We start from the raw sequence: 13,845 nt of genomic DNA, 5'->3' as shown, positions 1-13,845 counted from the left end.
CGTCTGGGGCGGGATCGTGCGCGCTATTGCGCATCAAGCCGCCCGAACGGTCGCAGGCCCCCCGCGTCTGGGCGGGATCGTGCGCGCCATTGCACATCGGGCCGCCCATGTGGGTCAGGAGCGTGCGTGGGGCGCACGCGTCGTAGACTCGAGGCGATGACCACCCTCCCCGAAGCCACGGTCGTACGGGTCGACCACGTGCGACCCGACCCCGCCGCGCTCGCCGAGCCCGCCGCGCGGCTGCGCGACGGCGGCCTGGTGGCGTTCCCGACCGAGACGGTCTACGGGCTCGGCGCCAACGCGCTGGACCCCGCGGCCGTCGCGGGGATCTTCCGGGCCAAGGGGCGGCCCGCCGACAACCCCCTGATCGTCCATCTCGCCGACCCCACGGACCTTCCGACGATCGTGCGCGAAGTCCCGCCATTGGCCGCGGACCTCGTCGCACGTTGGTGGCCCGGGCCGTTGACGCTGGTCCTGGACGCGCACCCCTCCGTCCCGGCGATCACCACCGGACAGCTGCCCACCGTCGGTGTCCGGGTGCCGGCGCATCCCGTCGCGCGGGCGCTGATCGCGAGCGCGGGCGTCCCGGTGGCGGCGCCGAGCGCCAACCGCTCGGGACGGCCGAGCCCCACCAGCGCGCCGCACGTCGTGCGCGATCTGGGCCCGACGATCGACGCCATCGTCGACGGCGGCCCCTGCGCGGTGGGTCTCGAGTCCACGGTGGTGGACGCGCGGGGGTCGGAGCCCCGTGTCCTGCGCGAGGGCGCGGTCACGCGTGAGGATCTCGATGCGGCGGCCCCCGACCCGACCACCGAGGAGTCGGCGGCCTCCCCCGGCACGCGGTACCGCCACTACGCGCCCGCGTGCGAGGTGGCGGTCGTCGACGACGTGCCGACCGCGGCTGCCGTGCGCATGGCGGGCGGCCAACGTGTCGGCGCGGTCGCGCGCGAGGGTGAGCGGCTCCCGCCCGGAACGGTCAGGGCGGGCGAGTACGCCGACCTCGCCACGCTGGCGCACCGCCTCTACGGCGCGCTGCGGGCCGCGGAGGAGGCAGCGGTCGACGTCGTGCTCCTGCCGCGGGTCCCCGAGGAGGGTCTGGGTCGCGCCGTCGCTGATCGGATCGCCCGCGCCGCCGAAGGCTGAGCTGCGGTACCTTCGGATGGACCATGTCCTGGGAGGAGCCACGTCGGCGGCGCGGTCCCGTGCTGGCGGGCCTGGCCCTGCTCGTGACCGCCGTCGGGCTGGCGGCGGGCATCGGAGCCGTCGACCCCGGCGACGAGGACCTCGCGGTCGAGCGCGCGACCGACTCCGGACCCGACCCCGACGCGGACGATCCCGAGGACCGCGCCGATTCCGGGGCGCGCGAGGACGACCCCGAAGGCGACACGGCCGATGACGGAGCGGCCGGAGCAGCCGAGACCGAGGCCGGCGTGCCGCCCCCCGACGAGCCCGATGACGAAGTGGCTGGCGACCACCGCGGCGACCGTGACGACGAGTCGCTGCCTTCCCAGACGCGGGGGGTGGACGCGATCACGGGCATCGGCGAGGTCGACGGCGTGCTGTACGCGATCGATCGCGAGCGGCTGGTGGCACTGGACCTCGCGAACGGTGAGGCACGCGAGGCCTCGCGCGAGGAGGTCGCCATCCCGCCGGGCACCACGGGGCCGGTGTCGCTACTGGCCCACGAGCGCGGCGTCGTCGTCGGCGCCCAACGCCAGGAGGCCGTGCTCGTCGACCACGGACTCGACGGGAGCACCGAGCTCGGGGGCGAAGGACGACCGATCCCCTCGGACGACGACCGGGTCTGGCTGTCGCGTCACCGTGACGGCGTGCCGGAGGCCGTGAGCCTCGATCCCGGGGGCCGGGGCGTGGCCGACCGGGTGCGCCTGCCCGGGCAGGTCGCCGTCCACGCGGTCGTCTCGGGCCACCTCGTGATCGACGTCCACGGCGCCGTCATGCTCCTCGATCCCCATGACGACGAGGCCCGTGAACTGCCGTCCGGGCGCTTCCTGGGCGTCGGCGGGGGGCACCTCGCCCTCCTCGACTGCCGCGCCACGTTCGACTGCACGGTCCTCCTCGCCGATGGCGAAGGGGGGGTCGCGGAGGCGTTCGAGGTGGGGACCGACGCCGTCGTGCACTCCACCACCCGAGCGATCTCCCCGACCGGTGAGCACCTCGCGCTGCCCCACGCCGACCCGGAGGGTCGCACGGGCGGGTCGATCCGCGCCACGGACACGGGCGAGACGACCGCCGAGCTGCCCCGAATGAGCGGCGCAGGGCTGGACTGGACCGCCGACGGCACGTGGGTCGCCACGCACGACGCCCGCGAGCTCACGATCACCGAGGTGGCCACCGGGCAACGGGTCGTGCTCGATCTCGGCCTCGACGACGCGCCGATCCAGGGGATGGCCATCGGCCCCGAGCCCTGACGACCGGGCCGCGGCACGCGGCTTGGTACGGTCGGAGACGCCATGTCATGGGAGGAGCCCACACCCGCACGGCGACGGCTCGGCCCGGCACTCGGCGCGGTCGCCGCCGCCATCGTGATCGGCGGGGCGGTCGCGCTGGCCGGACCGCGGGACGCGTTCGGCCCCGAGGAGGAACCTCGGGACGAGGCCCTCGAGGTGGAGGCCGAGGAGGAGCCCGACGAGGGCACGGCCCGGGAGCTCGATCCCGAGGAGCCCGACGAGGCGCAGGGTCCCGAGGAGGCGGGCCCCGATGACGGGGAGCTCGACGAGGACCCCATGGACGGGGATGACGGCGACGACGCCGGCGGCGGCGACGCGGACGATGGGACGCTCGACTACGGGACAGTGGAGGACGGCCAGGGGGAGGCCCTCGACCAGGTCGGGACCCTGCCGGAGGACACGGGAGCGGTGCTGTACCAGACGGACGGGCGCCAGCTGCTCGCGACGGACCTCGACACCGGCATGAAGCGGACCGTCGAGCTCGCCGAACTCGACGTGAACCAACAGGGGTCGGGCCCCCCACTGCAGCTGCAGGCGCTGGCCGACGGTGTCGTCGTCGGCGCCCCGCAGGGCGAAGCGGCGTACATCCCCTCGGATCTCGAGACCGCCGTGCCCCTGGGGGTCGAGGGGTGCCCCTTGCCCGGCTCGGCCGACCCGGTGTGGATGGCCCCGTGCATGCCCGGTTTGGGTTCGCAGCCCATGCTGTCCGCAGTGGATCCGCACGACGGCGAGTTGCGGCACCAGCAGGAGCTGACCGCCAACACGGAGATGGTCGGCGCGGTGGACGAGCACCTCGCCATGAACACCCGGGGTGGCCCGGTGCTGCACGAGCCGATCGGCGGCAACGGCGTCGAACTCGGTACGGGCACCGTCCTCGATGTGGTCGACGGCCACGTCGGCATGGCGCGCTGCGACGCGAGCCTGTCGTGCGCCTTCGTGCTGGAGACCGTCGACGGCCAGACGGTCGCGTCGATCCCCTCGCCCCCGGACGCCTACCTCGGCGCGTGGCTGAACGCCGGACGCACGGTCGCGCCCGGCCTCGCCCATGCCGCCTTCCTGGTGTCCACGGACGATGGCACCTCGGCCCTGAGCATCCGGGACCTCGACGACGGCGAGGAGGTCTTCGCCTTCCCCGTCCCGTCACCCGAGCCGGGCCACGCGTGGACCCCCGAAGGGGAGTGGGTGCTGCACGCCGTCGAGGACGGGTTCCTCGCGGCCAGGCCCCACCGGGACGAGGCGGTGCACCTCACGACCGAGGGCCTCCCCGACGCCGCGCTCACCATCGGGTCGTCCGGCGAGTGACGTCGCCGTCGGGTTCGCCGCGAGGTGGTCAGCGGCGCCGTGCGGACCAGATGGGCGAGCCGAGGTAGCGCACGCGGGTCGGGAACTCACCGAGCACGCGGTCACCGACCCCCGCGCCCTCCGCGGCCGCGACGAGGTCGTCGTCGCTCGCGTCCCCGGCCACCCAATCACGCAGGGTGAGAACGAAACGGTCCAAAAAGAGGGGGAAGGCCGCGTCGACCACATGGCCGTCGATGTCGAGCCAGACGTGGTCGACCTCGATCCCCCGCAGGTCCAAGCCACCCCGGTAGATCGTCGGTCGGAATCCGATGTCCTCCGCGATCCGTGCCACTCGTCGAGCCGTGTGGCGCACGTCGAACGTCGACAAGGGGCGGTCCTGGTGCGCGGCTTCCAACCGCTCGCGGAGCACCGCGGCTGCCGGTTCCGGAAGGGGCCTGGCCTCGAACGACACTCTCGTCCTCGTCATCGGACCACCACCTCCTCCCCCCAGTATGGATCGGCGGAGCGCGAGCACCGGGGAGGCCACGCGGACCCGGGAAGGCGACCCGGAACCGGGCATCCGACGAGCACGCCCTCCACACGCACCGGACTCGAGGAGGCCAGCCGCGGGAGGCCCAGGGTCTAGTGGTCTGTCGATGATTTGGTGTGGTGGTCGAGGGCGGCTCGTCCTCGGCGGACTTTGGCGATGATCTCTTCGGCGGTCTTGTGCCACACGAAGGGCTTGGGGTCGTGGTTCCAGTGGTTGACCCAGGTCGCGATCGCGTCGGTGAGTTCGCGGACGCTGGTGAACACCCCTCGGCGGAGGCGCTTGTCGGTCAGTTCGCGGAACCAGCGCTCGACGAGGTTGAGCCACGACGCCGAGGTGGGGGTGAAATGAGCGTGGAAGCGGGGGTGGTTGGCCAGCCACTTGTTGACTTCGGCGTGCTTGTGCACCGAGAGGTTGTCCAGGACCAGGTGCACGTCGAGGTCAGCGGGCACCTCGCGGTCGATGCGTCGCAGGAACGCCAGGAAGTCAGTGTGGGTGTGGCTGCGCCGGCACTCGGTCAGCACCTGGCCGGTGGCGGCATTCAACGCGGCGAACAGGTCGGTGGTGCCGTGCCGCTTGTAGTCGTGGGTCATCGTTCCTGCCCGGCCGGGCTTGATCGGCAGCGACGGCTGGGTGCGGTCCAGCGCCTGGGTCTGGGTCTTCTCGTCCACGCACAGCACCACCGCGTGCTCGGGGGGATCCAAGTAGAGCCCGACGATGTCGACCAGCTTGGCCTCGAAGTCGGGATCGTTGGACAGCTTGAACGTCGCCACTTGCCAGGGCTTGAGGTTGCGCGCTTTCCAGATACGCGCGACCAGGTCCTTGCTGACCCCATGACGGGCCGCCATCGACCGGGTCGTCCAGTGCGTCGACCCGTCCGGCGGCCGCGCATGCAACGTGTCAGCCACGATCGCCTCGACCGTGGCGGCCGGCACCTGGGGCTTGCGGCCCCGGCCCGCCGCGATCACCCCCACCCCGGCGACCCCGGACTCGCCGAACCGAGCCCGCCACCGGCGCACCGTGTCCGAGGTCGTCTCACACCGCCGCGCGATCTCCTCGTTGGCCACCCCATCGCCAGCCAGCAGCAGCGCCCTGGCCTGCACCACCTTGCGGTGCGGCAACGACGACGAGCGAGCTATCACCTCAAGCTCGCCACGCTGCTCGTCGGACATGGACAACGCGGGCGCGGTAGCGACAGGCATGCCACATCCTAACCCACCTTGCTATTTGTGCGACAGACCACTAGGGTTCCTCGGCGGTGTCGGCGGGCGGCGCCTCCGCCGTGGGCGTTCGCAGCCGCTCGGCGAGCAGGGTCATGCGCTCGGCCAGGCCGGCGCCTCGCCGGCGCGCCGCTCGCGGCAGGAGGGAGGGGTCCCCGACCAGGAGCAGGCCCTCGCGGGCTCGGGTGATCGCGGTGTAGGCGAGTTCGCGGGCCAGCATCACGTGGTGCCCACGGTCGAGGACGAGGACGACGACCGGCCACTCCCCGCCCTGGGCCTTGTGGACCGTGAGGCACCAGGCCGGGCGCAGGTCCGCGGCGTCGTCGGCGGCGTAGTCGACGGTGCCCTGCGGGAAGGCGACCTCGAGGGTGCGCTGCTTCGGGTCGAGTGCCGCGACCTCCCCCACGTCGCCGTTCGCGACCCCCAGCTCGGGGTCGTTGCGGGTCTGCACGACCCGGTCGCCCTCCCGGAAACCGGCGACGGCCGGGCGTCCTCTCGGGGGGTTGAGGCGCTCGCGCAGTGCCTGGTTCAGCGCATCGACCCCGGCGGGTCCCCGGTACATCGGGGCGAGCACCTGCACGTCCGACGGCGCGCAGTCGAAGAACGCGGGCGCGCGCTCGGCGACGATGGCCGCCACCCGCCCCGCGATCGCGTCGCGACGCTCGACGACGGCGAAGACGTCCGCGTCGCGTCCGGCCGGCGTTGGCGCCTCCCCTGCGTTCACCTCGTGGGCCAGGGTCACGATCCTCGAAGCGGCGGCCTGACGGTGCACGGTCTGCAGGCGGGAGGCCACGACCGGCACGACGGCGTCCCCGCTGAACTCCGCGCGCCCCTCCCCGGCGCGTTGCCCACCCGCCTCGTCCGCGGGTGCCACGAGGGCGTCCTCGCCCCCGGGCGCCGCGCGCGCATCCTCGTCCGCGGGTGCCACGAGGGCGTCCTCGTCCGTCGCGTCGCGGGCGACCGCGAGCAGGTCCCGCAGCACCGCGCCCGGACCGACTGGCGGGAGTTGGTCGGCGTCACCGACGAGGAGGAGGTGCGCGCCGTCCTCGACGGCAGCAGCGAGCGCCGCGCAGAGCCCCAGGTCGGCCATGGACACCTCGTCGGCGACGACGAGGTCGTGGGGCAGGCGGCGGTCGCGGCCGAACCCGAAGCGGAACGTGCCCCCACCCGACGGTTGCGCCTCGAGCAGGCGGTGCACCGTCGACGCGGGCCGGCCGGTGACCTCCTCGAGGTGCTTGGCCGCCCGCCCGGTCGGCGCGCAGAGCGCCACGCGCAGGTCGGAGGCCTCGCACGCGGCCACCACCTCGACCACCGTGCGTGTCTTGCCGGTGCCCGGGCCGCCCGTCAGCACCGTCACGGGGCGAGTCAGAGCCGCCCGGACCGCCGCGGCCTGCTCCCCGGCGAGGCGATGCTCGGCGTCCACGCTCGTGCGGGCCGTGGCGTCCGCCACGCGGGAGCGGGCTCCCGCGAGGCGCCGGAGATCCCGAGCGAGGCCCCGCTCGCTCCGCAGCGCGGCCGGCAGGTACCAGCGCACCGGGTCGTCGGGGTCCGCGACGATCCGTGACTCGTCCTCGACCGTGAGGCGCGCATCCGCCCGGGCCTGCTCGAGCGCGGCACGCGCGCCGCCGGCGTCCGTTGCGAGCAAGCGCGCGGTCTCGTCGCGCAGGACCGATGTCGGCAACGCGACGTGGCCATCACGATCCCGCAGCGCCGCGTGGGCGGCCGCCGCCGCGGCGCGCAGCCGGCGGGGGTCGTCGGACGCGAGCCCCTGCTCGCGCGCGAGGGCCTCGGCGTGCGCCCAGCGCGCGCCAGGTACCCGCAGGAGCTCGTAGGGGTCCCTCGACAGGGTCGTGAGCGCCTCGTCGCCGAGGATCCGGTGGGCGGCGCGGGCGATCGCCGACGAGGCCCCTGCGGCGCCGAGGCGCTGCACGAGCTCGGCCAAGGCGCCGGCGGCCTGCCACGCCTCGGCAGTGCGCCGCGCGAGGTCGTCCGAGACCCCGGTGAGCCGTGCGAGATCGGCCGGTCGATCACGCAGCACCTCCGGCAGCTCCAACCCGAACGCGTCGACGATCCGGTGGGCGAGCACGTCGCCGATCCCGGGGAAGCGATCGCTACTCAGGAACGCGATCAGGCCTTCGAGGCTGCGGGGTGTCTCCAGCTCGTAGTAGGCCGCCTCGAACGTCGGTCCGTAGCGCTCGTGGGTCGTCCACCGGCCGACGAGCCGGACCGGCTGTCCCTCGGTCAGGCCCGCGAGGGGGCCGACGGCACGCGGGGCACGATCCCCGCTCGGGTCGGTGCGACCGTCTTCTCCGTCCTCGCCGCCCTCGGGGACCAGCTCGACCACCCCGAAGCCCGACGAGGGGTCCGAATACACGAGTGCCGCGACCTCCCCGACCAGCGTCTCGTCGGAGGGCGCCGAAGGGCCCTCGGACGCGGTGCTGGCCGAGGCGGTCGCGGCGGAGGCAGCGTGTGCGGACACGGCAGGAAGTCTGCCAGCGTCCGCGCGGCACGCGGACCCGGCCGGGCGGCTGGTGGGGACGGCTAGTTCGACGCCCCCACCGAGGTGAGCTGCAGGTCGATGTCCTCGACGCCCGGCACGGTGGAGATGACCGCGCGGACCACCTCGTGGTCGGTGCCGTCGGGCACGCTCCCGCGGACGAAGACCGTTCCCTCGGCGACGTTGACGTTCAACTTCGGCAGCTCGGCCGTTCGAGGGTCCTCACCGAGGCGGGTGCGAACCTCGTCCTCGATGTCCTTCTGCGCCGCCGGGGCGCCGATGTCGGGGGTGTCCTGACCCACGCGACCGGCGAGTCGCCCGACCTCCTCGACCGTCTCGCTCTTGCGCGCACCGACGGCGAGTCCGCCGATGAAGCCCACCAGGGCCCCGAGCACGGCGACGAGGACCCGGGAGCGACGCTTCTTCTTCGGCTCGACGCCGAGCTTGTCGGCGGCCGGGCTGTGGCTGAGCCAGTCCCCGACCTTGCTCAGGGCCTTGTCGCTGGCCTCGCCCGCGGTCTCCCGGGCGTGCTTGTACTGGTCGGACTTGCGGATCTGCTCCGCCAGTTCCTGAGCGCGCTCGTCGAGACCGGACTCCTCGAAGCGGTCCTTCGCCCGGCTGGCCAACTCGCCCCCCTTCTCGGCGGCCACGCCTGCCAACTCGGCGCCCTTCCCCGACGCCCTCGCCAGCGTGTCGGAGTCGCGGACCCGCTCGGCGAGGTCCTGCGCAGCATCCGTCAACTCCGAGGCGCGTTCGTCGAGATCCGCCTCCTTGGCGATCTTGCGGGCCTCGTTGCGAAGGTCCTTGGCTTGGGAGCGGAGCTTGGCCACCTTCTTCTCCGCTGCCTTCCTACGCCGTTTCGCCTTACCCATGGCTCCTCCAATGGCCTCGCCGACGCGGAACGGTCGTCCCTTGTCGGAACGGGCCGACGGCGTCTCTCCATCTTCCCGCCGCCCGAGGTCGGGAAACGGGGTGCGCACCCTAGCCGGTTCGTCCTCGCCGAGCCGTCAGGCCACGAGACGCGCGGCGGTCCCCTCCCAGGCATCCCCCGTCGGCGCCGGTTCACGCGTGGCGGTGGCGAAGGAAGTCCCGCACCACCATCCGCCCGAGGTCCTCGAGGTCCGGATAGAAGATCCGCCCCCCGATCGTCGTCACGAGGTGCTCGACGAACTGGGCCGCGCCGAGGTCGTGGTCCAGCAGGAACACGTTCATCGTCGCGCCGGTGCGCGCGAGCCGCGTCCCCTCCTCGAGCGTCCGCCTCAGGGTCTCACGCTCCGGCGGCCAGGCGAAGAACGCTTGGCCACCCTCGAGGTGGGCGGTGGGCTCCCCGTCGGTGATCATGATGACCTGGCACTCGCTCCCGGCGTGCCGCCCGAGCAGGCGGCGCGCGATCATGAACGCGTGCTGCATGTTCGTCCCGTAGACGCGCTCCCAGCCGGACACGAGCAGATCGCGGGCCTCGAGCCGCCGGGCATAGTCGCTGAACCCGACGACGAAGAAGCGGTCCTCGGGGTAGCGGCCCTCGATGAGGGACTGCAGCGCGACGGCCACCCGCTTGGCCGGCAGCCAGTTGCCGCGCAACGGCATCGAGAACGACATGTCGAGCAGCAGCACGGTGACCGCGCGCACCCGCCGCTCGGCCTCGGCGAACGCGAAGTCGTCCGGGTGCAGCCGCACGCCCTCGTGGGGTGCGACCCCCTCGCCGGCGCGCCGGAGCACGGCGTTCTTGACCGTCTCGGTCACGTCGAGGCGGAACGGATCGCCGAACCGGAGCTGGCGGGTCGTCCCCGTGGGCTCACCGTCGCCGCCCGCGGAGGGCGCACGGTGGCTGCCGACCTCCCCCTCGACGGTCCGCGAGAAGATCCGCTCGAGGCTGCGCTCGCCGAGGAGCCTGACCCCGCGCGGAGTGAGCTCGAGGCTGCCGCGATGGCGCTCCGCGGCCCCGGACTCCTCGAGGACCCGCTCGATCTCGCGGAGAGCCTGGACGTCGGCGACGGCCTCCTCCCCCACCACACGACGTAGCAACTCCTCGTCGATGTCCTCGAGGTCCGCGCCCGGGTAGCGCTGGCCGAGCTGGCTCGCGAGGTCCTCCAACTCCTTGAGGTGCTCCACCCAGTCGACGTGCCGCGCGAGCGAGCCCGTCTCCGGTCCGACCGGCATCGTCCCGGGCGGTCCCACGTCCCAGTCCAGACCGGGGAACTGCGACTGCAGCGCCCGCTGGAGCTCGTTCGCCTGGAACGCCAGGTCCTCGTCGCCGAGCAGCTCCTCGCTCATCTCCGCCAGCTGCTGGCGCTGCTCGTCCGACATCCCTGCCATCAGCGAGCGCATCGCCGCCATGCGCTGGGCGAGGTCCGCGAGGAGTTCGTCGAGCGTCTCGGGGTCCCCCGGCAGGACGTCGCCGTAGCGCTCCTTGAACGCCGCGAAGTCCTCGTCGATGTCCTCCCCGCGCTCGCGCTTCGCGATCATGGCGTTGAGATCGGCGAGCAGATCCCGCATGCGCGCGACGTCCTCCGGGCCCATCTGCCCGAGGGCGCTCGCGAGCTGGCCGAAGGTGGCCTCGGCGACGTCCTGGCGCAGCCCGTCGACGAGGTCGCGGAAGTCCTGCTCGGCCTGCGCGTCCTGCCAGTCGTGCTCCTCGAGGTGGCTGATCCGGCCGGCGACGTCGTCGGGCAGCGCGTCGAGGTGTGCGCGCTGGACGGCCGCGCGCTCCTCCTCCGCGCTGAAGGCCACCGCCGTGGACTCCCGGTCCACGATCTCACCCAGCGCCTCCTCGGCCTCGCGCATCGGCCCCGCGAGGCCCATCCGCTGCGCCTCGCGGCGCCGGGCCTGTTCGACCCGGCGGCGCAGCTCGTCGAGGCCGCGGCCGCGCTGGGAGAGGCCACGCCGCTGCAGCTGGCGGAGAGCCTCGGCGGGATCGGCGCCCTCGAGCAGCTCGTCGCCGACCTCGGCGAGCACCTCGTCCGCGGTCACCCCTTGGCCGAGCGGGTCCTGGGTGCCGGTCCACCGTCCGTACCGGATCCGCATCGCGCGCTCCTACGCCCCGTACCGCACGACACCGTCACCCAGGTCGGTGCGGTCGATCCGCCGCGACAGGTGCAGCCCCTCGAGGGCGAACTCCAGCGCGCTCGCCGCGAGCGCCGGTGACTCCTCCGCCACGTCCAGGGCCGCGAGGAGCCGACCGAGCCCCGGCACCGCGGGCCCCGTCTCGTCCCCTGACAGCTGCCCGAGGAGGTCGGCGCCGGCGAGGGTGTCACTCGTCTCGACGACGGCGCCGGCCTCGAACCGTTCGACCAGCGCCGAGAGGTCGACGCCCGCGGTGCGGCGACGGAACACCTCGAGCAGGGCACGCCTGAGCAGCCGCTCGAGCACCTCGATCTCCCGCCCCTCCTCGTAGGTCTCGAACTCGATCTTGCCGAGTCCGGCGGCCAGCACCTGCGCGAGGTCGACCGGTCGGGCCACCGCGGGCTCCTCGCCGACGCGCAAGGCACGGCGAAGCGCGCTCGCGGCGAGCGTCTCGTAGCTGGCCGTCGAGAACCGCACGCTGACGCCCGACCGCTGGTTGACCTCGCTCGCCGACCGCAGTGCCCGGGTGAACGCCGCGAGGACCTCGCTCAGGTGCGGCGGCACCGCCACGTCGACACTCCCCCCGGGCAGCACCGCCTCCTGCGCCATCACCGCGACCTCGTCCTCGAGTCGGGTCGGATAGTGGGTTCGGACCTCGCTGCCGAACCGGTCCTTCAAGGGCGTGATGATCCGACCACGATTCGTGTAGTCCTCGGGGTTGGCGGTCGCCACGACGAGGAGGTCGAGCGGGAGGCGCAGCGAGTAGCCGCGCACCTGCACGTCGCGCTCCTCCATCACGTTGAGCAACGCGACCTGGATGCGCTCGGCGAGGTCCGGCAGCTCGTTGATCGCGACGATCCCCCGGTTGTGGCGCGGGAGGAGACCGAAGTGGATCGTGCCCTCGTCGCCGAGATAGCGCCCCTCGGCGACCTTGATCGGATCGACGTCACCGATGAGGTCGGCCACCGCGATGTCCGGTGTCGCGAGTTTCTCGGCGAAGCGGGCCTCGCGTCCGATCCACTCGATCGGCGTGTCGTCCCCGTGATCGGCGACGAGCGCACGGGCGCCCGGGCTGAAGGGATGGTACGGGTGATCGTGGACCTCGCTGCCGGCCACGACGGGTATCGCGTCGTCGAGCAACTCGGGCAGGGCCCGCAGGATCCGGCTCTTCGCCTGTCCGCGCTCCCCGAGCAGGATCAGGTCGTGGCCGGCGAGCAGGGCCGTCTCGACCGCGGGCAGCACGGTGTCGTCGAACCCGACGAGTCCGGTGACGAGCTCGTCGCCGGCACGCAGCCGGCTCGCCGCGTTCGCGGCGATCTCCTGCTTCACCGTCCGATCGGGGTAACCGTCCGCCCGCAACTCTCCGAGCGTCGCGGACCGTGGGGCATGTGCTCGGGCGTCGGGCACCTGGTCCCTCCCGGTTCGTGATGGCTGGGCAGAGCGCCACCCGAGGCACTCCCGGGGCGTTTTGGGCCGCCGGGCGGGGCCGCGTCGGCACTTCATCCGAAGGGTTCCCCGCGAGCGGCCACGTCACCGGGGCGGTTCCGTGACTCGCGCGATTCACTGTCGCAGAATGCATCGGTGGACCCTGGGTGCCCTCGGCACCCGGCGCCGAGACGGGGGACCACCTCCCGCGACCCAAGCCAACCCGCGCCTCGCGGCCAACGAGGGGTGACCGGCCCACCGCCGAAGCCCCCACCACGACGAGGACACGATCCCGATGCGAGAGGCTTCCCCGCCGACGCTCGAACCGAGCGACGGGCCGCACCGTCTGCTCGTCGTACGTGTGCCGATCATACCCGGATGGCTGGCCGCGGTTCCGGCCAGCCCCTCGGCGACGGTCACGGTGTCGCTCACCGATCCGCGCGGCGCGATCCAGAACGCGTCCGAGCTCATGAGCCTCGGCTACCGTCCGCTCGGGACCGCCGGTGGCCGCCAGGCCGGCGACTGGGCGGACTTCGGGATCGCCGCGAACGCCGCTGCGCGCGAACGCGACTGGCTGGATCGGCTGCTCGACTCGGGCGGGCGTCTGCTCGATCCCGCGCTCGGACCGGCCCGCCTCCTGCTGGGCTCGGTTGCCGACACCCACGAGTCGGCGGCGAGGCCGGCGGGGTCGGGGTCACCCGGGTAGCGGCGCGCCCTCGGTCGCCGACGCCACCGCTGCGCCGGTGCGGAGGGGCTCACGAGACGCGAGACCCACGCCCGGCCAGTGCTTGACGAGGCGCACGCGCGTCGCTTCGTCGTCGCGGATGAACTCGAGATCGTCCACCAGAGCCCGGATCAGGCCGATCCCCCGACCGTGCTCGGCCTGCAGGTCGAGCGCGTCGGCCTCCGACATCATCCAGGTGGCCGACGCCATCCCGGCCTCCGACGTCATCCCGACCTCCGGCTCGACGAACCCGGGCCCGAGGTCGACGACCTCGACCTCACAGCTGTCCGGACGCACCGTGAGCGCGACGGAGTAGGAGTCCACGCCCGTCGCGTGCACCACGACGTTCCCGCACGCCTCGCTCAGAGCCAGCTTGATGTCATCGATCGCGTCGTCGGGCGCCTCCACCTCCGCGAGCAAGCAGGCAGCCACGCCCCGGATCGCAGGTACGTAGCGGGCCTCGCGGGGGAGCGTCAGCTGCACGTGGAGCTGCACTCGTCAACCCCCTTACCCACGGTTCGCGCCAGGCGTCAACCGCCTCGTCCGCAGCTCGTTCCTCGTGCGCGACCGGCCCGTCCCCGCCGGCGGACGAGAGTCCGGGGCCACTGTCGCGATCTGGT

11 protein-coding genes are annotated in these 13,845 nt (G+C 73.3%); 4 read left to right on the top strand and 7 right to left on the bottom strand.

Annotated features, from left to right (window positions below; all coding sequences use genetic code 11):
- Positions 1–156 precede the first annotated feature (156 nt).
- From ER308_RS18665 to ER308_RS18655, 3 genes are read left to right on the top strand one after another with little or no spacing between them, the layout of a single operon-like run.
- Complete coding sequence (locus tag ER308_RS18665; protein ID WP_131156382.1) at positions 157–1,143, top strand: L-threonylcarbamoyladenylate synthase; 987 nt, start codon at positions 157–159, stop codon at positions 1,141–1,143.
- A gap of 23 nt (positions 1,144–1,166) precedes the next feature.
- The gene (locus tag ER308_RS18660; protein ID WP_131156381.1) at positions 1,167–2,429 is read left to right on the top strand and encodes a hypothetical protein; all 1,263 of its coding nucleotides are present in this window, start codon (positions 1,167–1,169) and stop codon (positions 2,427–2,429) included.
- Positions 2,430–2,471: 42 nt separating this feature from the next.
- A complete protein-coding gene (locus ER308_RS18655) occupies positions 2,472–3,770 on the top strand; it encodes a hypothetical protein (RefSeq protein ID WP_131156380.1) in 1,299 nt (432 codons plus the stop codon).
- 28 nt (positions 3,771–3,798) lie between these two features.
- Here ER308_RS18655 and ER308_RS18650 read toward each other — a convergent pair whose 3' ends face one another.
- From ER308_RS18650 to ER308_RS18625, 6 genes are all read right to left on the bottom strand, one after another.
- The gene (locus tag ER308_RS18650; protein ID WP_131156379.1) at positions 3,799–4,236 is read right to left on the bottom strand and encodes a hypothetical protein; all 438 of its coding nucleotides are present in this window, start codon (positions 4,234–4,236) and stop codon (positions 3,799–3,801) included.
- Between the two features lie 155 nt (positions 4,237–4,391).
- Positions 4,392–5,498 (bottom strand): IS630 family transposase, encoded by a 1,107-nt coding sequence (locus tag ER308_RS18645; protein ID WP_131153334.1) that lies wholly within the window; start codon positions 5,496–5,498, stop codon positions 4,392–4,394.
- 40 nt (positions 5,499–5,538) lie between these two features.
- Positions 5,539–7,995, bottom strand: a complete 2,457-nt coding sequence (locus ER308_RS18640) for an AAA family ATPase (protein WP_131156378.1) — start codon at positions 7,993–7,995, stop codon at positions 5,539–5,541.
- 62 nt (positions 7,996–8,057) lie between these two features.
- Positions 8,058–8,843, bottom strand: coding sequence for a BON domain-containing protein (locus tag ER308_RS18635; protein WP_165492248.1), 786 nt, complete (start codon positions 8,841–8,843; stop codon positions 8,058–8,060).
- A gap of 232 nt (positions 8,844–9,075) precedes the next feature.
- The gene (locus ER308_RS18630; RefSeq protein ID WP_131156376.1) at positions 9,076–11,037 is read right to left on the bottom strand and encodes a vWA domain-containing protein; all 1,962 of its coding nucleotides are present in this window, start codon (positions 11,035–11,037) and stop codon (positions 9,076–9,078) included.
- Positions 11,038–11,046: 9 nt separating this feature from the next.
- On the bottom strand, positions 11,047–12,405 hold the full coding sequence (locus tag ER308_RS18625) for an AAA family ATPase (protein ID WP_205745728.1): 1,359 nt from the start codon (positions 12,403–12,405) through the stop codon (positions 11,047–11,049).
- A gap of 391 nt (positions 12,406–12,796) precedes the next feature.
- On the opposite strand from ER308_RS18625, the gene ER308_RS18620 reads away from it, so the two are divergent.
- Entirely contained in the window at positions 12,797–13,207 is a 411-nt protein-coding gene (locus ER308_RS18620; RefSeq protein ID WP_131156374.1) for a hypothetical protein, read from the top strand.
- On the opposite strand, the gene ER308_RS18615 is transcribed toward ER308_RS18620, so the two are convergent.
- Positions 13,196–13,720 (bottom strand): ATP-binding protein, encoded by a 525-nt coding sequence (locus tag ER308_RS18615; protein ID WP_131156373.1) that lies wholly within the window; start codon positions 13,718–13,720, stop codon positions 13,196–13,198. The two genes, ER308_RS18620 and ER308_RS18615, sit on opposite strands and share 12 nt — an antisense overlap.
- Positions 13,721–13,845: the final 125 nt, after the last annotated feature.

This window comes from Egibacter rhizosphaerae, from assembly GCF_004322855.1.
In the GTDB taxonomy this organism is placed as follows: Bacteria; Actinomycetota; Nitriliruptoria; order Euzebyales; family Egibacteraceae; genus Egibacter; species Egibacter rhizosphaerae.
The sequence above is the reverse complement of the archived record's forward strand: the minus strand, read 5'-3'. Positions and strand labels throughout refer to the sequence as shown.